General features: G+C 68.9%; 15 protein-coding genes and 2 tRNA genes. 14 read left to right on the forward strand and 3 right to left on the reverse strand.

Features of this window, described 5'->3' with window-relative positions:
* A complete protein-coding gene (locus tag O7619_RS03810) occupies nucleotides 1-573 on the reverse strand; it encodes a hypothetical protein (protein WP_281585794.1) in 573 nt (190 codons plus the stop codon).
* A 548-nt stretch (nucleotides 574-1,121) separates the two neighbouring features.
* Here O7619_RS03810 and gyrB point away from each other — a divergent pair.
* The 6 genes from gyrB to O7619_RS03840 all read left to right on the forward strand — a co-directional run bounded on the left by gyrB (nucleotide 1,122) and on the right by O7619_RS03840 (nucleotide 7,109).
* Nucleotides 1,122-3,068 (forward strand): DNA topoisomerase (ATP-hydrolyzing) subunit B, encoded by a 1,947-nt coding sequence (gene gyrB / locus O7619_RS03815; protein WP_282285708.1) that lies wholly within the window; start codon nucleotides 1,122-1,124, stop codon nucleotides 3,066-3,068.
* Nucleotides 3,069-3,199: 131 nt separating this feature from the next.
* Nucleotides 3,200-5,719: a DNA gyrase subunit A gene (gene gyrA / locus O7619_RS03820; protein ID WP_282285710.1), complete on the forward strand. Its 2,520-nt coding sequence runs from the start codon at nucleotides 3,200-3,202 to the stop codon at nucleotides 5,717-5,719.
* 3 nt (nucleotides 5,720-5,722) lie between these two features.
* On the forward strand, nucleotides 5,723-6,631 hold the full coding sequence (locus O7619_RS03825) for a DUF3566 domain-containing protein (RefSeq protein ID WP_282285711.1): 909 nt from the start codon (nucleotides 5,723-5,725) through the stop codon (nucleotides 6,629-6,631).
* Between the two features lie 146 nt (nucleotides 6,632-6,777).
* Nucleotides 6,778-6,851: transfer RNA gene (locus tag O7619_RS03830), tRNA-Ile, on the forward strand.
* A gap of 43 nt (nucleotides 6,852-6,894) precedes the next feature.
* Entirely contained in the window at nucleotides 6,895-7,023 is a 129-nt protein-coding gene (locus tag O7619_RS03835; RefSeq protein WP_013283222.1) for a DLW-39 family protein, read from the forward strand.
* 10 nt (nucleotides 7,024-7,033) lie between these two features.
* A tRNA-Ala gene (locus tag O7619_RS03840) sits at nucleotides 7,034-7,109 on the forward strand.
* A gap of 207 nt (nucleotides 7,110-7,316) precedes the next feature.
* Here O7619_RS03840 and O7619_RS03845 read toward each other — a convergent pair.
* Together O7619_RS03845 and O7619_RS03850 are read right to left on the reverse strand one after the other, a co-directional pair.
* Complete coding sequence (locus O7619_RS03845; RefSeq protein ID WP_282285712.1) at nucleotides 7,317-7,472, reverse strand: hypothetical protein; 156 nt, start codon at nucleotides 7,470-7,472, stop codon at nucleotides 7,317-7,319.
* 231 nt (nucleotides 7,473-7,703) lie between these two features.
* On the reverse strand, nucleotides 7,704-8,864 hold the full coding sequence (locus O7619_RS03850; RefSeq protein WP_282285714.1) for an amidohydrolase family protein: 1,161 nt from the start codon (nucleotides 8,862-8,864) through the stop codon (nucleotides 7,704-7,706).
* Between the two features lie 552 nt (nucleotides 8,865-9,416).
* On the opposite strand from O7619_RS03850, the gene O7619_RS03855 reads away from it, so the two are divergent.
* From O7619_RS03855 to O7619_RS03890, 8 genes are all read left to right on the forward strand, one after another.
* The gene (locus O7619_RS03855) at nucleotides 9,417-11,570 is read left to right on the forward strand and encodes an MMPL family transporter (RefSeq protein WP_282285716.1); all 2,154 of its coding nucleotides are present in this window, start codon (nucleotides 9,417-9,419) and stop codon (nucleotides 11,568-11,570) included.
* Nucleotides 11,571-11,752: 182 nt separating this feature from the next.
* Entirely contained in the window at nucleotides 11,753-12,436 is a 684-nt protein-coding gene (locus O7619_RS03860; RefSeq protein WP_282285718.1) for a response regulator transcription factor, read from the forward strand.
* A 68-nt stretch (nucleotides 12,437-12,504) separates the two neighbouring features.
* A complete protein-coding gene (locus O7619_RS03865) occupies nucleotides 12,505-14,004 on the forward strand; it encodes a HAMP domain-containing sensor histidine kinase (RefSeq protein ID WP_282285719.1) in 1,500 nt (499 codons plus the stop codon).
* 181 nt (nucleotides 14,005-14,185) lie between these two features.
* Nucleotides 14,186-14,536 carry a tetratricopeptide repeat protein gene (locus tag O7619_RS03870; RefSeq protein WP_282285720.1) on the forward strand — a complete coding sequence of 117 codons (351 nt, stop codon included), beginning with the start codon at nucleotides 14,186-14,188 and terminating at the stop codon, nucleotides 14,534-14,536.
* Between the two features lie 56 nt (nucleotides 14,537-14,592).
* Nucleotides 14,593-17,076 carry a CHAT domain-containing protein gene (locus O7619_RS03875; protein WP_282285721.1) on the forward strand — a complete coding sequence of 828 codons (2,484 nt, stop codon included), beginning with the start codon at nucleotides 14,593-14,595 and terminating at the stop codon, nucleotides 17,074-17,076.
* Nucleotides 17,077-17,089: 13 nt separating this feature from the next.
* Nucleotides 17,090-17,488 (forward strand): hypothetical protein, encoded by a 399-nt coding sequence (locus O7619_RS03880; RefSeq protein WP_282285722.1) that lies wholly within the window; start codon nucleotides 17,090-17,092, stop codon nucleotides 17,486-17,488.
* 90 nt (nucleotides 17,489-17,578) lie between these two features.
* Nucleotides 17,579-17,869, forward strand: a complete 291-nt coding sequence (locus tag O7619_RS03885) for a metalloregulator ArsR/SmtB family transcription factor (RefSeq protein ID WP_282285723.1) — start codon at nucleotides 17,579-17,581, stop codon at nucleotides 17,867-17,869.
* A complete protein-coding gene (locus tag O7619_RS03890; RefSeq protein WP_281585782.1) occupies nucleotides 17,866-18,252 on the forward strand; it encodes a VOC family protein in 387 nt (128 codons plus the stop codon). Before O7619_RS03885 ends, O7619_RS03890 begins: the two co-directional genes overlap by 4 nt.
* Nucleotides 18,253-18,255: the final 3 nt, after the last annotated feature.

The following is an 18,255-nucleotide window of genomic DNA, read 5'->3' on the forward strand; positions in this document are numbered from 1 at the left end:
TCAGACGTGGCGGGTCGGCTCCACGTCGGCGTAGACGGCGAAGCCGCGCTCGGCGCAACGCCGGTAGAACGCGGCGAGCACGCTCAGCTCGGCGCAGGTGAAGTTCCACTGCGGCGGGTCGCCGTTCTCGTCCCGCAGCTTGTCCAGCCGGCTGTCCAGCCAGCGGAGCTGCTGTTCGGCCAGCCGGCCGTCGCCGAGGAGCGCGCGCAGGACCTCGCTCACCGACTCGAACGTCACGGCTTCGCCGTGCGGCCGGTGCCGGGCGATGAACTTCTCCACCCCCTCGGCGATCCACGAGCAGCCGTCCGGGTCGATCACCGGATCCTCGTCCTCGGCCGCGTTCTCCGTGGCGTAGAGCACATTTTCCAGCCCGAGGATCAGGTCGACCAGTTCCGTGTACGCGGTGGCCCGCACCGTGCCGGTCTTCGCGATCAACTCGGCCAGCGCGGCGGTCGGGGCCGAGATGCGTGGTACGTCCACGATGTCGCCGAAGTCCACGAACTCGGCCGGTGCGACCGGATCGTAGAAGCGGCCGGTCCGCGGCCAGTGCACCGCGACGTTGTCCAGCCCCATCTGGTGTCACCTCTCACCAAGCGATTGTCGGACTTCTCCGGCGATGGTCCCCGTTGTGGGCACGAAAGATCAAGACCGCAACGGCGGCGCCGCCAAAAGGTACGGCACGTCGGGTTCCACCGCGACCCCCGGGCGGCCGGACGCGGGTCAGCGAGCCCGGAGCCGCCCACCGCTCACGCGGGCCGGTGGCGCGGCACGGCATCGTTGGCGTGTAGGGGGAGTCGCAGGCAGCGATATTCGTCCGGCTACGGCAACCTCAGCCGCCTTCAGGGGGTGCCGAGTGGCGGTTTGGTCGGCTGCGCACAGTAAGATTGGAGGCGAGACGAAAGACCCGGCACGGAGCGACGGACACGGGCCCGCAGGGCCCTTGATCATTGTCCCGCACCGGGTCCGAGCCGATCGCGATCCGCGGGCAACCGCGGCGCCCGACGTACACGATCCGTGACCTGGCGATCCCGGGGGCGGCCCGCGTGCGACGACGTCGTGTCCTGTCCGCCGAACCCGCGCCCCCGCGCCCACGCGCGGTCGGCGCGAGAAAGTGGCCGAGCGTGGCAGCGGAGGACAACAAGAAGTACGGTGCCGAGTCCATCACCGTGCTCGAAGGCCTGGAAGCGGTCCGGAAGCGGCCCGGTATGTACATCGGGTCCACCGGCGAGCGCGGCCTGCACCACCTGGTGTGGGAGGTCGTCGACAACGCGGTGGACGAGGCGATGGCCGGCTACTGTGACACCATCGACGTGGTGCTGCTCGCCGACGGGGGCGTCCGGGTCACCGACAACGGCCGTGGCTTCCCGGTCGACCTGCACCCCAAGCTGAAGAAGCCGGGTGTCGAGGTCGCGCTGACCGTGCTGCACGCGGGCGGCAAGTTCGACGGCAAGGCGTACGCGGTCTCCGGCGGCCTGCACGGCGTCGGCGTCTCCGTGGTCAACGCGCTCTCCACCCGGATGGCCGTGGAGATCCACAAGGACGGCTTCGTCTGGCGGCAGCGCTACGACCACTCCAAGCCGACCCCGCTGGAGAAGGGCGAGCCGACCGACCGGACCGGTTCCGCGGTGTCCTTCTGGCCCGACCCGGACGTCTTCGAGACCGTCGACTTCGACTTCCACACGATCTACCGGCGTCTCCAGGAGATGGCCTTCCTCACGCGCGGCCTCACCATCCACCTGCTGGACGAGCGGGTGGCGGAGGACGAGGACGGCAAGCTCCGCGAGGTCACGTTCCACTACGACGGCGGCATCGCCGACTTCGTCCGGCACCTCAACGCCTCGAAGAGCCCGATCCACAAGACCGTGGTCGAGTTCGGCGCCGAGGAGACCGGCATGTCGGCCGAGATCGCCATGCAGTGGAACGAGTCGTACGGCGAGTCGGTCTACACCTTCGCCAACAACATCAACACGCACGAGGGCGGCACCCACGAGGAAGGCTTCCGGGCCGCGTTGACGAGCGTGGTCAACCGCTACGGCACGGAGCGCAAGCTGCTCAAGGGCGACGAGCGGCTCTCCGGGGAGGACATCCGCGAGGGCCTGGCCGCGATCATCTCGGTCAAGCTGACCGACCCGCAGTTCGAGGGGCAGACCAAGACCAAGCTGGGCAACACCCCGGTGAAGGGCTTCGTCCAGCGGGTCTGCAACGAGTCGCTCGTCGACTGGTTCGACCGCAACCCGGCCGAGGCGAAGACCATCATCACCAAGGCGTCCCAGGCCGCCCGGGCCCGCATCGCCGCCCAGCAGGCGCGCAAGCTGGCCCGGCGCAAGTCGCTGCTGGAGTCCGGCTCGATGCCGGGCAAGCTGGCCGACTGCCAGTCCACCGACCCGCGCGAGTCCGAGGTCTTCATCGTCGAGGGCGACTCGGCCGGCGGCTCGGCCAAGCAGGGCCGCGACCCGCGCACCCAGGCGATCCTGCCGATCCGCGGCAAGATCCTCAACGTGGAGAAGGCCCGGATCGACCGGGTGCTGAAGAACAACGAGGTGCAGGCGCTGATCACCGCGCTCGGCACCGGCATCCACGACGACTTCGACATCGAGAAGCTGCGTTACCACAAGATCGTGCTGATGGCCGACGCCGACGTCGACGGCCAGCACATCCAGACGCTGCTGCTCACCCTGCTGTTCCGCTTCATGCGACCGCTCGTCGAGCTGGGTCACGTCTACCTGGCCGCCCCGCCGCTCTACAAGATCAAGTGGAACAAGAAGGGCGACGACGCCCAGTACGCCTACTCGGACCGGGAACGCGACGGGCTGATCCTGCTGCGCCAGCAGAAGAAGGCCAACGCCAAGCCGGACGACATCCAGCGGTTCAAGGGCCTCGGCGAGATGAACTACCCCGAGCTGTGGGAGACCACGATGAACCCGGCCACCCGCACCCTGCGTCAGGTCACGCTCGACGACGCCGCAACCGCGGACGAGTTGTTCAGCGTCCTGATGGGTGAGGACGTCGAGGCACGCCGGTCGTTCATCCAGCGCAACGCCAAGGACGTGCGGTTCCTGGACATCTGACGGACGCGCCCGGGTCGGCCGGAGATCCACCGGCCGACCCCGGCGGTCCACAGAGTTATCCACAGGCGGACCGCTTTCCACAGCCGTTATCCACAGCTAGATCACGACTCTGAGTCTGATAAGGGTTAACAGTGACCGATACTCCCGAGTCCACCCCGAACGAGCCGGAAACGCCGGAGACACTCGCCGCGGTCGTCCAGCACGACCGCATCGAGCCGGTCGGCCTCGAGGTCGAGATGCAGCGCTCGTACCTCGACTACGCGATGAGCGTCATCGTCGGGCGTGCCCTGCCGGACGTCCGGGACGGGCTCAAGCCGGTCCACCGCAAGATCCTCTACGCCATGTTCGACTCCGGCTACCGGCCGGACCGCGGCTACGTGAAGTGCTCCCGCGTCGTCGGCGACGTGATGGGCCAGTTCCACCCGCACGGCGACTCAGCCATCTACGACGCGCTGGTCCGGATGGCCCAGCCGTGGTCGCTGCGCTACCCGCTGGTCGACGGCAACGGCAACTTCGGTTCGCCCGGAAACGATCCGGCCGCGGCCATGAGATATACCGAGTGCAAGCTCGACCCGCTGGCGATGGAGATGCTGCGGGACATCGACGAGGACACCGTCGACCTTCAGGACAACTACGACGGCCGGGCCAAGGAGCCCACCATCCTGCCGTCGCGGATCCCGAACCTGCTGATCAACGGCTCCGAGGGCATCGCGGTCGGCATGGCCACCAAGATCCCGCCGCACAACCTGCGGGAGATCGGCGCGGCGGTGCAGTGGTGCCTGGAGAATCCGGAGGCCGACGAGGCGACCACGCTGGAAGCCCTGCTGGAGATCGTCAAGGGGCCGGACTTCCCGACCCATGGCCTGATCGTCGGCCAGCAGGCCATCCAGGACGCATACCGGACCGGGCGCGGCTCGATCCGGATGCGCGCGGTGGTCGAGGTGGAGGAGGACAAGCGCGGTCGGCCGGCGCTTGTGGTCAGCGAGCTGCCCTACCAGGTCAACCCGGACAATCTCGCCGAGCGGATCGCCGAGCTGATCAAGGAGGGCAAGCTCGGCGGCATCGCCGACATCCGGGACGAGTCCTCCGGGCGTACCGGCATGCGGATCGTGCTGGTGCTCAAGCGCGACGCGGTCGCCAAGGTGGTGCTGAACAACCTCTACAAGCACACCCAGCTCCAGGAGACGTTCGGCGCCAACATGCTGGCGCTCGTCGACGGCGTGCCGCGCACCCTCAACCTGGCGCAGTTCATCCGCTACTACGTGGAGCACCAGATCGAGGTGATCCGCCGGCGGACCGCGTTCCGGCTGCGTAAGGCGGAGGAGCGGGCGCACATCCTGCGCGGCCTGAGCAAGGCGCTCGACGCGCTGGACGAGGTGATCGCGCTGATCCGGCGCTCGCCGACGGTGGAGGACGCCCGGCAGGGTCTGATCCGGCTGCTGGAGATCGACGAGGTCCAGGCGACCGCGATCCTGGACATGCAGCTACGCCGCCTGGCCGCGCTGGAGCGGCAGCGGATCCTGGACGACCTGGCCAAACTCGAGGTGGAGATCGCCGACCTCAAGGACATCCTGGCCAAGCCGGAGCGGCAGCGGAAGATCGTCTCCGACGAGCTGGGTGAGATCGTCGCGAAGTGGGGCGACGAGCGCCGCACGAAGATCATCCCGTTCGACGGCGAGGTCTCGATGGAGGACCTCATCGCCCGCGAGGACGTGGTCGTCACGATCACCCGCACCGGGTACGCGAAGCGGACGAAGGTCGACCTCTACCGGTCGCAGCGCCGTGGCGGCAAGGGCGTGAGCGGGGCGACGCTCCGCCAGGACGACATCGTCAGCCACTTCTTCGTATGCTCTACCCACGACTGGATCCTGTTCTTCACGAACAAGGGTCGGGTCTACCGGGCGAAGGCGTACGAGCTTCCCGAGGCCAGTAGGGTGGCCAAGGGCCAGCACGTGGCCAACCTGCTCGCCTTCCAACCGGACGAGCAGATCGCGCAGATCATCGAAATCCCGGACTACCAGGTGGCGCCCTACCTGGTACTGGCCACGAAGAACGGCCTGGTGAAGAAGACGCGGCTCGAGGAGTTCGACTCCAACCGTTCCGGCGGCATCATCGCGGTGAACCTGCGCGATGAGGACGAGCTGGTCGGTGCGGTCCTGGTCGCGCCGGAGAACGACCTGTTGCTGGTGTCGAAGAACGCGCAGGCGATCCGCTTCAACGCCACGGACGAGGCACTGCGTCCGATGGGCCGGGCCACCTCGGGGGTGATCGGCATGCGCTTCAGCGGGGAGGACGAGCTGCTCGCCGTCGAGGTCGTCCGGGAGGGTCTGGACGTGCTGGTGGCGACGAACGGGGGTTACGCGAAACGTACCCCGATCGAGGAATACCCGGTGCAGGGCCGGGGAGGTAAGGGCGTGTTGACTGCGAAGATCACCGAGCGACGCGGTGGTCTGGTCGGCGCGGTCGTGATCGATCCGGAGGATGAGCTGTTCGCCATCACGAGCAACGGCGGCGTCATCCGGACTCCGGTGAAGCCTGTACGCCGTACGCGTGACCGGAACACAATGGGGGTCAAGCTGATGGACCTCCCGGACGGCGTGACTATCGTGGCGATTGCTCGCAATGCCGACGAGCCTGACGAACAGGACTAGTTGATGACGGAGACACAGGCGAAGTCGGGGAACAAGGGGACCTCGGCCACCCCGGTCGAGGAGGAGGCCGCGCAGGGCGGCACACCAGCGACCGGGCGCGCGGCCGTGGGTCGGGCCACGGTCCCCGCCGACGCGCCTGCCCCGAAGTTCACGCGGGCCCCCGGCATGGCCCCGCCTCCCGACAAGCCCGGCGACGACTCGGGGTCCCGGGAGTCGACCGAGACCAAGATCGACGCGCCGACCTCGGCCGACGGCTTCGCGGCACCGGCCACGGCGAAGCCTGCCACGAGCACACCGCCGACCAAGGTGACGGCCGCCGCCCGGCCGTCCACCGGCACGACCGGCACGCAGCCCCGCATCGGGGCCGGCCTGGGCACCGCCCCGAAGGCGACGCCCGAGACCGGCGCCACCCCGGGTCGCCCCGCGAACGGCGGGAGCCTGCCGCCGGGCATCAGCGGCGCGGCGGCGGTCGGCGCCGCGCGCGTGGGCGAGGCGGTACGCGCCGCGCGTACCTCGGTCGGCTCGGCCGCGTCGCGCGGACCGCGCCGGGCCCGGCTGAACCTGAAGCGCATCGACCCGTGGTCCGTGATGAAGTTCGCGTTCGCGGTCTCGGTGGTGCTCTTCATCGTGGTGGTCGTGGCCACGTCGGTGCTCTACCTCGCGCTCGACGCGATGGGCGTGTTCAAGAGCGTCAACGACAGCCTGACCGACCTGGTGAACGCCGGCGGCGGCTCGGGCGGCGGCGGCGGCGGCTTCCGCGTCACCGCCAAGGGCGTGATCATGACGTCCGCGCTTGTCGGTCTGGTCAACGTCGTCCTGTTCACCGCGCTTGCCACCTTGAGCGCGTTCGTCTACAACGTCTGCGCCGACCTGGTCGGCGGGATCGAGCTGACGCTCGCCGAGCGGGACTGATGCCGACGACGCCGGGGCACCGCGTAAAGCGGTCGCCCCGGCGTCGTGCGTCCGGGTACGTTCGTGGCAGCGCGGGTGGTTTCCGCCACGGGCCCCCCGATTTGGGGGCGCTGGCAGCGATGGGTTAACCTTGCTCGTCGCTACGCGGGGCTATAGCTCAGTCGGTTAGAGCGCAGAGCTGATAACTCTGAGGTCGCTGGTTCGATTCCAGCTAGCCCCACCGCACATCGTCCGACGACAGTCGAGCGCGAGGGGTCAAGCCCATGTTCAAGAAGCTCCTGATCCTGGCCGGCATCGTCGGCGTGGCCGCCGTGGTGGCCAAGAAGGTCAAGGCGTCGAACGACGAGCGCGCCCTGTGGCACGAGGCCACCACGGCGCCCGACCTGCGCTGACCGCCGTCTCGGGGCCCTAGCTCAACTGGCAGAGCACTGCCTTTGCAAGGCAGGGGTTAGGGGTTCGAGTCCCCTGGGCTCCACCAGCACTTCCTTGGTTGATCTCGATCCCGAGTACAGCCATCCGTACAGCCAAGCGGTCCATCCGACCGATGAGCTACGTCAGCGCGCTGTGCGCTTGTATCGCGAGTCGGACCCGAAGCCGGTGATTCGGCGCATGGCCGAGCAGCTAGGCGTTCACCATGAGGCGCTGCGGAACTGGATCCGCGGGCCGAGGCTGACGCCGACGAGCTTCACGACCGGCCGACCAGCGAGATGGCGGAGGAGAACCGCCGGCTGCGCAGGGAGGTCGCCGAGTTGCGGCGGGCGAACGAGATCTTGACGGCTGCGAGCGCGCATTTCGCGGCGGAGCTCGACCCGACCCAGCGAGGGTCATGAGGTTCGTCCATGAACACCGTGACCAGTTCGTGGTCGCACTCCTGCTACGGGTTCTCAACATCGGCGCCTCGACCTACTACGTGTGGGTCAAGCAGGCCGAGCGGGCACACCTCACGACGGGCGTGCCCGGCAGGCGTTCCGAGCGGCTCAGTCGTTCTTCTTCGACGAGCAGGCCGTCCATCCGGAGCCGTGCTCCCGGACACCTACGGGGAGCGGGCCCAATGGCATCCCATACCGACGTGTCACTTCACGGGTACTTTTATTTTGAACAGTTTCTCTGCGTTCCGGAACGCAATCTTCTCCTTGTCTTCGCGTGGCAGATCGACTCCGCGGAACCAGTCGGTCTGCTCCTTGATGTCCGCGAACGGATAGTCGGTTGCAAACATCACTCGATCCACGCTTATGTGCTTCAGTAGGAGAGTGAGAAGATGGGTCTGGGGGAATGCGCTGGTGGTGATCCAGAAGTTGTCCTGGAAGTATTGCGCGAAGGGCTTCTTGAGCGAGTTTTCGGTCGGCTCGCCCATGTCATTGACGATCCGTTCGTAGTAGAAGGGAAGACCTTCGCCCATGTGACCGATGATGATCTTCAGTTTGGGGAATCTGTCGAAGACCCCGTACGTGATCATCCGAATGCACTGGGTCAGCACCTCCTGGTGCCAGCCATATCCGGATCCACTGAAGATGTAGGGTTGGAACTCCTTCGTGTACTCGGACCGCGTGGTGTTATAAAGGATCTTGAAGATCTCGTCAGCCGGATAGCCGGGATGTAGGTAGATCGGCACATCGAGAGCAACGGCACGTGCCAGCACCGGCTCGAAATCGGGGTGATCGAGATACTTCTTCGTGATGTGTCCGTTGGTCAGTGCGCCCAAGAAGCCATCTTCCCTAACCGAGCGTTCCAGTTCGTCCGCCGCCGCCTCCGGGGTCTGCAAGGGCAGGGTGGAGAAAGCTCTGAAGCGGCCCGGATATTTGGCGATCGGTCCCTCTGCAAGTAGCCGGTTGAGGCGATAGGCGAAGTCGATTCCCTTCTTCCCCGGGACATTTTGTACGGACGGTGTATGGGCAGAGAGGATTTGAAGGTTGAGTCCCCCCGTGTTCATGTCGTCGATGCGGCGTTGTCCTAGATCCGCGAGACCGATCCCCGTAAGGAACGCGATATGATCCGAATTGATGGAGTTCAGCTTCAACAGTTCGGGAGTTGAAAATGTCTCCTCCACGCCGACGAAGGGTAGGTCCCGGTCTCGCTGGTAGATGTCCGCGGTAGTGTCCGCATTCTGGTTCGGAGCCCCTTTTGGGGTCTTGTCGTCGCTCATTGCCGAGGCGATGGCATGCGTGGACACGCCGGCGCCGATGCCGAGTGCCGTGGCTGCGGCCAGGAAACTGCGGCGTCCCATGGACTTCATGTCAGTCTCTCTTCCGGTGTCTGTGCGGCGTGGTATCCGTACGACGCCCCTGATCTGGGTAGACCGGGGCGGCGCTTTCCCTGACGGCGGTGAATCCACTGTCATCACCGGCCTCCGGCCGACGGATTACCTCGCCTGTCTGACGCCGAATTCGTACCTGGTGAATCTGAGACGAACGTTAGAAATGCCCCCGGGCCGGTCGTCCCGAGCGGGCCGTTGCGTTCTCGCTCCACGGCCGGTGAGCTGCCGCTACCGCGGCACGCGGGCGGCTCGTCCTGGCCGTGGACGTCAGTGCCCGGCCGCGCCCGGACGCCAACGACACAGTCGCGGCGTGCCTGATGTGGTCTGACCCGGACGTCGTGACTGCGGCTACCGACGGCTGTCTTCCCCAACACTCGCTCACCGAGAGCGAGCTCAGCGTTGCCGTGAAGGTGCTTGCGCCGGGATCCTGGCTCGGACAACCGGCCTGAGCATCACATTAATGATCGTCTCAGATTCGCTCGGTACGAACTCGACATCAGACAAGCGAGAGCCCGCATGTGGGGGTTAGTGATGTCAGTCGACGTAGCACCGACCAAGGAAACGCCGCCCGGCCGGTTGGCAAGCCGATGGGTCCCGTGGCTGGTGATCGGCTTGTGGGTGGCGCTGGCGGCGGTCATGGTGCCGCTGAGCGGAAAGCTGAGCTCGGTCACCAAAGACAGCGCCGTGGACTCCCTGCCCGCCAGTGCCGACTCCACCAAGGTGGCGGCGTTGGAGGACAAGCTTCCCGGTGGCGAGGACAACACGTTCGTCTTCGTGTACCACCGTGCCGGCGGTGTTACCGCCGACGACGGCGCGGCGGTCGAGCGCCATTACCACACCTTGGCCAGGCGGTATCCGCCGAAGGTGGCGCCGCCGGCCGGCGAGAACGACGGGGGCCTGCCGACGCAACTCTCCAACGACGGCCAGGCGATGGTGTTCACCCTCGACGTGAGCACGAGCTACGGCGAACCGGCGGTCCTCATCGGCCCGATGCGTGACATCGCGAAGGACCGCCCCGCCGGCCTGGACCTCGACGTGACCGGCCCGGCCGGGATTGACGCCGACATGGACGCCGTGTTCGACGGCATCGACCTGCAGGTCTTTCTTACGACCGTCATCGTCGTCACCATCCTGCTCATCCTCACCTACCGCAGCCCGGTGTTGTGGTTCATCCCGCTAATGGCGGTGGGTGTGGCCGCGCTGACCTCGATGGCGACCGTGTACCTCATGGTCAAGGGCTTCGGCCTCGTGATCAACAGCCAGAACTCGGCGCTGCTGACGATTCTGGTGTTCGGCGTCGGTACGGACTACGCGCTGTTGCTCATCGCCCGATATCGGGAGGCACTGCACCAGCACGAAAACGTCCGGGTCGCGATGCTCCACGCACTACGCGGCGCGGCGCCGGCCATCGTCGCATCTGCGGCCACCGTGATCGCCGGCCTGCTCTGCCTGCTCGCCGCGGACCTGAACGAAACCCGCGGTCTGGGCCCGATCGGTGCGGCCGGCATCCTGTGCGCCCTGCTTGCCATGCTGACCCTGTTCCCGGCGTTGCTGGTGGTGCTCGGCCGGCGGATCTTCTGGCCGGCCATCCCACGGTTCGGCACCGCCATGCAGCAGAAGCGGGGGCTGTGGGGACGCCTCGGTGCCGCCATCAGCCGCCGCCGGTGGATAGCGGCGCTCGCTTCGCTGGGAGTCCTCGGCGTGCTTGCTGTCGGGCTGACGGGCAACACCAGCATCCTGCGGGAACAGGACCAGTTCCTGTCCACGCCGGAGTCGGTCGCCGGCTTCACCGTTCTGCGCGAGCACTTCCCGGAGCTCGGGGGCCAGCCGATGACGGTCTTCACGCGGCCGGCGTACCAGAAGCAGATTCTCGACGTCGTCAAGCGCACTCCCGGCGTGGCACAGGTCGAACCGGGTGAGACCAAGGGAGGCTGGCTCGAAATCTCCGTGTTCCCGGAGGACGCGCCGGACACCGCCGCGGAGTACGACACGATCAAGCGGGTGCGCACCGCCGTGCACACAGTCAACGGGGCGGAAGCCGTCGTCGGCGGGCCGAGTGCGGAGCACCTCGACACCGACCTGACCACCGGGCGCGACCAGAAGGTGGTGATACCGCTGGTACTCGCCGTCGTCCTGATCATCCTCGGGCTGCTGCTGCGCGCCATCGTGGCCCCGCTGGTCCTGATGGCCACCGTGATCGTCTCCTTCGCCGCAGCCTTCGGCGGCAGCGTGTTCGTCTTCGACACCGTCCTCGGGTTCAAGGGCATCGACTATTCGGTGCCGCTGCTGGCCTTCATGTTCCTGGTGGCGCTCGGCGTCGACTACAACATCTTCCTGACCCACCGGGCCCGGGAAGAGACCGTGCGTCTTGGCACCAGAGACGGCATCCTCAGAGCCCTCTCCGCCACCGGCGGCGTGATCACCTCGGCCGGCCTGGTCCTGGCGGCCACGTTCGCGGTCCTCGTCTCACTTCCGCTGGTGATGCTGGTCGAACTCGGGTTCCTGGTCGCCTTCGGCGTGCTGCTCGACGCCCTGCTGGTGCGGTCGGTCCTGGTACCCGCTCTCACCCTGCTGATCGGCCGGCGAATCTGGTGGCCCAGCCGGCTGTCCCGGCCAGCGGCGCAGACGCCGCCGACAGGACGGCACTCGCTCGCCGACGACCAGGAGCCCGTACTGCAACGGTGAACGCACCGGCACGGACGAGAGCCGGGACGGGCAGCCAGCCTGGCCCGGCTCTCCTCCTGTGCCCGGCGCTCGGCGCTGCCGTGAGCACGGCAAAGCGGCGGCGTATTAATACTGACCTCAGGTTGACCGGGGAGGATGAACGTCGAAGGCATCGGTGGGAGGGGTGGGCCGGAGTGCGGATCATGATCGCGGATGACGAGGCGGCCATTCGTGAGTCGCTGGAGCGGGTGCTCCAGGTCGAGGGGTACAAGACCCGTACCGTTGCCAACGGCCTTGCTGTGCTCGACGGGGTCGAGGGCATGGGGGATGACACGTTGGATCTGTTGATCCTGGACGTGATGATGCCCCGGCTCGGCGGGTTGGAGACCTGTCGGCGGTTGCGGGCGGCGGGCCGGGATCTGCCAGTGCTGATGTTGACTGCCCGGGATCAGGTCTCCGACCGGGTTGCGGGGCTGGACGCGGGTGCCGACGACTATCTGCCCAAGCCGTTCGCCACGGAGGAGTTGCTGGCCCGGGTCCGGGCGCTGCTGCGTCGGCGCGCGCCGGCCGGCGAGGAGTCGCCGGTCCTGTCGTTCGCTGACGTCCGGCTGGATCCCGACCGGTTCGAGGCCTGGCGGGGCGGGCGGGCGCTGCACCTGACCCGGACCGAGTTCTCCCTCCTGCAGGTCCTCATGCGCAACGCGACCCGGGTGTTGACCCGCGAGGCGCTGTTCGAGGCGATCTGGGGCTTCGATATGAGCACCACCGCCAACAACCTGCAGGTGTACGTGAGCTATTTGCGCCGCAAGATGGAGGCCGAGGGTGAGCCCCGATTGATCTACACGCTGCGCGGACTGGGATACACGTTGCGGGAGACACCGCCGTGAGCAGAGCTGCCGGGCGGGGGCCGCGCCGGTTGACCCGGTGGTGGCGCGCACGCTCTCTGCGGACCCGGATGACGGTGATCGCGGCGACCGCCATCGCGGTCAGCGTGTTCGTGTCCTTCCAGGTGGCCAGCGAGCTGATGGACCACAAGCTGCTGGACACCGCCGAGGATCAACTGCACGCGGACTCCCGCGTCCTGGCGACGAACGCGGAGCGCGTCGGTCTGGCGCAGGTCCCGCTGCCGCCGTACCCGGGATCCGGCCGGCTGGTGCGGGTCATCCTGCCCGACGGCTCGACCCGGACACCGGCCGGCCAACCGGCTCTGCCCCCGGTCAGCGAGGACGCCGAGCGGGTGGCGCAGGGCTTGTCGACCGACCTGCTGGAGTCGACCGACTGGAACGACGGCTACCGCGTCTACACGCTACGGGTGGGCGACGGTGCGGTCCAGGTGGCTGACCTCGCCGACGACAGCCCGATCAACGAGTTCGGGTTCGGCATGCTGGTGATCGGGCTGCTCTGCGCGGCCGGCGGTGCCCTGGTCGGGCGCACCGTGGCGCGGGCCGCGCTGGCACCGATCGACCGGCTCACCGCCACCGCGGTGCGCGTCGCGGACACCCGGGATCTCGACGCCTCCATCCCGGCCGAAGGCGGCGGGGAGATCCGGCAGCTGATCCAGTCGATCAACGACATGCTCGCCGCGCTGCGGGACTCCCGGCAGGCTCAGCGGCTGCTCGCCGAGGACGCCTCCCACGAGCTCAAAACCCCGCTGACCAGCCTGCGCCTCAACGTCGAGCTGCTGATCCGCCTCGATCGCCGCGGCACCCTGGACAGCGCTCTGCCGGCGCAGAGCCGGACCCGGCTGCTCAACGATCTCGGCGCTCAGGTGGCCGAGTTGAGCACCCTTGCCGCCGAGTTGACCGAGGTGGCACGCGGTGACGTCAGCGACGAGAGCACCGAGTTGCTCGACTTCGCCGACGTAGTGGTGGCCGCGGTGGCCCGGGCGCGTTCGCGCACGCCCGACATCCAGGTCGCGCTGGACGTAGGCTCCGTGTGGGTGAGCGGGCGTCCGGCCGCGCTGCAGCGGGCGGTGCTCAACCTTGTCGACAACGCCGGCAAGTGGTCCCCCGCGGAGCAGCCGGTCCAGGTCCGGCTCCGTGCCGTCGATGAGTCGGCGGTGCTCGAGGTCGACGACGCCGGACCGGGCATCGACGGCCCCGACGTGCCTCGGGTGTTCGACCGGTTCTACCGGGCCGACAGCGCCAGGGCGTTGCCGGGATCCGGTCTGGGGCTGTCGATCGTGCGGCGGGTCGTCGAAGCCCACGGCGGCCGGGCCATCGTCGCCCGCTCCACCCGCGGGGGCGCGCTGCTCCGGGTCGACCTTCCGGCCGCGTCCCCGCCCACCGCGAGCGCGTTGTCCACCGCAGAGAAGGACACTCCGGTGCGCTCCGCACGGCCTGCCCAACCTGTGGCCGCAGGATCGGCGGCGCGTACAGCGGAAGTTGGATCTCATGCAGAAGCTGCGGATTTCTGCGGCAGCGACCGCGAACCGCCCGTCAACGGCGAGGACTGAGCCGCACTACGGTCAGCCTACGAAGGTTATGTGGCCCCGAACGCAGAACCCTATCGAGGCCGACAACCGCGACCCGAGCTCGCCCCAGTCCGGACCTACTCGGCAGCCCTGTGTCCGAAAGGCGTTCGTGGGCCCCACCTGCTGGTGTCCCCGTGCGACACTCGGGCCGGAGGTGTCCGCCATGTTCGGTCGCAGGCGCAAGCGTGAAACGCCGTCCGAGTCTCAGTTCTCCATCATGCCGTTGCCCTCCCAGACCGCCGCTCGGCAGGCGGCGTCGGGTGGCGACCCGGTCGAGATGAACCGGCTCGGCAACCGCCTCAAGCTCGACGGCAAGATCGACGAGGCGGCCGAGTGGTATCGCAGAGCCGCCGAGGCGGGCAACAGCGACGCCGCTGCCAACCTGGCGACCACCCTGATGTCCCAGGGCCGCAACAAGGAGGCCGCGCAGTGGTTCCGGCGTGCCGGTGGGCCGCTTGGTGAGGCGTTGGCCCACCGGTTGGAAAATGAGCCGGACGGCCCTCCGAGCCGTTGAGCGGCATCCCCGACCCCTGGGGGTCACCGCTGTATCAGGCGCTGGTCGTCACGTGCGTGGAGGCCGGGAGGCGCCACACCGCGTACGAGGAAACGGGCCGGCTTTCCGATCTGGAGTCGGCGGTCGCGCTCTTCGGCAGGGTGCTGGACCACGCGCACAACGTCGACGTGCGCAGCGCCGCGATGAACGGGCTCGGCACGGCGCTGTGGTCGCGGTACGAGCGGTTCGGCGGTCCTGGTGATCTCGACAGCGCGATCCGGCTGTTCCGGGAGGCGCTCGCGATGTACCCGGACGAGCGCACGCCGGCCATCCCGTCGATCCACGCCAACCTGGCCGGGGTGCTGCGGTTGCGGTGGCGGCGCACCGGCGACGAGGCCGACCTGGTCGAGTCGGTTGCGGAGGTACGTGCCGCCATCGCGGCCACCAGGGCCGGCGACCCGCAGCGGGCGTGGCGGCTGAGCAACCTGGCCGACGGGCTGCTCGCGCTGTCGCTGCGGCACGACGACTCGTCCGCGCTCGCGGAGGCCGTCGACTGCATCCGCGAGGCGGTACGGACTGCCCCGCCCGGCGATGGGCTGGCCGGCATGCGGTCCAACCTGTCCGAGATGTTGCGGCTGCGCTACCGGTCCACCGGTGGCCGGGACCGGGCCCTGCTGGACGAGGCGGTCGAGCAGGGCCGCGCCGCTCTCGCCGCGGCACCGCGGCACCCGTTGCGGCCACGGTTCGAGGCCAACCTCGCGCTGGTGCTGCTCGACCGGTACACCGCGCGGCGCCGGCCGGCCGATCTGTCCGAAGCCGCTGACCTGGCGCAGAAGTCGGTCGACGCCACGCCGGAGGGGCATCCCAATCGCACCGAACGGCTGCTCACCCTCAGCGGTATCCGGCGGATGGAAGCGATGCGCGGACGGCCGGGGGGTCGGATGGTCGAGCTGGCGCGGGAGGCGGCTGCCGCCACCCCGGACGGGCATCATCTGCGCTCCGACACGCTGCTCAACCTGGGTTGGGCGCTCGCGTTCCAGGCGGCGTCCGGCGACGACGCCGCCTGGGACCAGTCGCGGGAGGTGTTCCGGCGGCTGGCGACCGACCCCGCCGTCCAGGTGCGGGCCCGGGTGACCGCGGCCTGGCAGTGGGCGAACACGGCGTTGAACGGCGCCGGCCTGGCCGAGGCGCGGCGTGCGTTCGACCTGGCGGTGACGCTGCTCTCCCGCACGGTTCCGCGCCAGGTCACCCACGCCGACCGGGAGCGGCAGCTCGCCTCCTTGTCCGGCCTGGCCCGGGACGCCGCGGCGTGTGCCGTGCAGGCGGGTGATCCGGTGGACGCGCTGCGCCTGCTGGAACACGGCCGGGGGGTGTTGCTCAGCCAGGCGCTCGACACCCGTACGGAGCTGACCGGCTTGCGCCCGGAGCTGGCCGAGCGGTTCGTGGCGTTGCGCGCCGCGCTGGACCGGCCGGAGGGCGTGGGTTTCAGCGCGAGTGCCGACGCCGGCCCGGAACTGCCCGGCGAGGACCGGCACGCCCTTGCCGCCGACTGGGACACGCTGATCGAGGAGATCCGGGCGCAGCCGGGCTTCGCCGCGTTCCTGCGGCCACCGCCGGCGGACGACCTGATCGCGGCGACCGCCGGCCACGGCCCGGTTGTCGTGCTGAACATCAGCGGTCTGCGCTGTGACGCCCTGCTGATCGACGGCGGCATCCGGGTGCTGCCGCTGCGGCTGACCCTCGACGAGGTGACGCAGCGGGCTCTGCGGTTCCGGGGGGCGGTCGCCGAGCGGGTGGACGAGACCCTGGAATGGCTCCGGAGCGAGGTGGCCGGTCCGGTGCTGGACGCCCTGGCTCCGCCGCCGGGTAGCCGGCTGTGGTGGGTGCCGACCGGTCCGCTCACCACGCTGCCGCTGCACGCCGCCGTGGCCGACCGGGTCGTCTCCTCGTATGCGCCGACGGTCCGGAGCCTGGTCACGGCGTGGCGGGCGCCGCCGGTCGGCCCGGTGTCCGACCCCCTCGTCGTCAGCATGCCCACCACGCCCGGCCTGCCCCCGCTGCCGAACGTGCTGGCGGAGACCGCGACGCTGCCGCCAGGCCGGGTCCTGACCGGCGAGGACGCGGTTCGCCGGGCCGTGCTCGATGCGCTCCCGCACCACTCCTGGGCGCACTTCGCCTGCCACGCGGTCAGCGCCGCGGACGGCTCGGCCGACGGTCACCTCGTCCTCCAGGACCAGCTCACCGTGGCGGACATCGCCCGGTTGCGTCTGGACGACGCGGCCGTCGCCTACCTCTCGGCCTGCGACACCGGCGTTCCGCACGAGGACCTCAACGACGAGGCGCTGCACGTGGCCGGCGCGTTCCACATCGCCGGGTTCCGGCACGTGATCGGCACTCTCTGGTCGATCAAGGACAGTTTCGCGGCGGAGGTGGCAGCCGGGTTCTATGCCCGCCTGGGCGCGGCCGACGACGCGGCCACCGCCCTGCACGAGACCTTGCGTGAACTGCGGACCTCACATGGGGCGGGGTTGTGGGCGCCTTACATCCATGTCGGCCCATGACACCATGACCAGCGTGACCGATCGACGAGACGACGCCGACCGAGGCGCCACCGAACTCATACTCGGCGCGCTGGCCGGCTCCGCTCTGCTGCCCTTCCTGCAGGCCGTGGCGACGAAGGCGGGCGAGGACGCTTACCAGGCGATCAGCGACCGGCTGCCCTGGCGCAACCGCCGCAAGGCGCGAGCCGAGCTGCACGAGGCCGGCGTCGTGAGCCTCGCCGCCCGTGACGCGCGGGTGGTGCTCCAACTGCCGGAACGGGTCACCCCGGTGATGGCCGCCCGCCTGGAGAACGTACGCCTGCCGGTCGACCGCTCCGGCTGGGCGGTGGTGAGCTGGGACGGGGCGCAGTCCCGCTGGGTGGTGGAACACACGGCGGAGCCCCCGCCGTCGGCCACCTCGGTCGGACCGTGAACGGAGGGTCGTCGCCGCAGTGGGAACGACGCGCGGCGACGCGGTGACCACGCCTTGATAGGCAAGTAGAGACTTGCCTATAGTTGTCGCGTGGGCGACCTGTACCAGGCGCTGGCCGACCCGACCCGCCGCCTGATCCTCGACGAGTTGACCGAACGCGACGGTCAGACCCTGTTCGAGATCTGCGGCCGGCTGGCCACCCGGCACCAGGTGGGGTCGTCCCGGCAGGCGATCTCCCAGCATCTCGACGTGCTGGAGGCCGCTGGCCTGATCGTCACGCGGCGGCAGGGTCGCTACAAGTTCCACCACCTCGACACCCGGCCGCTGCGGTCCATCACCGAGCGATGGCTCAGGTCCGAACCCACACAGGAGACACCATGAGGATCAATCTGACGAGCGTGTACGTCGACGACCAGGACAAGGCGTTGCGCTTCTACACCGAGGTGCTGGGTTTCGTACCGAAGACGGACGTGCCCACCGGCGAGCACCGCTGGCTGACGGTCGCCTCGCCCGAGGCGCCGGACGGCGTCGAGTTGCTGCTGGAACCCGACGCCCATCCGGCCGCCAAGGCGTTCAAGGAGGCGCTGGCGGGTGACGGCATCCCGTTCACCCAGTTCGCGGTGGACGACGTCGCCGCCGAGCACGACCGGCTGCGGCAGCTCGGCGTGCTGTTCACGCAGGAGCCGGTCGACATGGGGCCGGTGGCGACCGCCGTGTTCGACGACACCTGCGGCAACCTGATCCAGATCGCGCAGTACAAGTAGCGG

Origin of the sequence: Micromonospora sp. WMMD998 (genome assembly GCF_029581235.1) — a bacterium.
Lineage (GTDB): Bacteria > Actinomycetota > Actinomycetes > Mycobacteriales > Micromonosporaceae > Micromonospora.

Bases quoted from the DNA above. Each gene is read 5' to 3' on its own strand.
- O7619_RS03855 (WP_282285716.1), top strand. From the start codon at position 9,417: ATGTCAGTCGACGTAGCACCGACCAAGGAAACGCCGCCCGGCCGGTTG.
- O7619_RS03810 (WP_281585794.1), bottom strand. From the start codon at position 573: ATGGGGCTGGACAACGTCGCGGTGCACTGGCCGCGGACCGGCCGCTTC.
- O7619_RS03825 (WP_282285711.1), top strand. From the start codon at position 5,723: ATGACGGAGACACAGGCGAAGTCGGGGAACAAGGGGACCTCGGCCACC.
- O7619_RS03845 (WP_282285712.1), bottom strand. From the start codon at position 7,472: ATGGACGAACCTCATGACCCTCGCTGGGTCGGGTCGAGCTCCGCCGCG.
- O7619_RS03890 (WP_281585782.1), top strand. From the start codon at position 17,866: ATGAGGATCAATCTGACGAGCGTGTACGTCGACGACCAGGACAAGGCG.
- O7619_RS03865 (WP_282285719.1), top strand. From the start codon at position 12,505: ATGACGGTGATCGCGGCGACCGCCATCGCGGTCAGCGTGTTCGTGTCC.
- O7619_RS03870 (WP_282285720.1), top strand. From the start codon at position 14,186: ATGTTCGGTCGCAGGCGCAAGCGTGAAACGCCGTCCGAGTCTCAGTTC.
- O7619_RS03850 (WP_282285714.1), bottom strand. From the start codon at position 8,864: ATGAAGTCCATGGGACGCCGCAGTTTCCTGGCCGCAGCCACGGCACTC.
- O7619_RS03860 (WP_282285718.1), top strand. From the start codon at position 11,753: ATGATCGCGGATGACGAGGCGGCCATTCGTGAGTCGCTGGAGCGGGTG.
- O7619_RS03835 (WP_013283222.1), top strand. From the start codon at position 6,895: ATGTTCAAGAAGCTCCTGATCCTGGCCGGCATCGTCGGCGTGGCCGCC.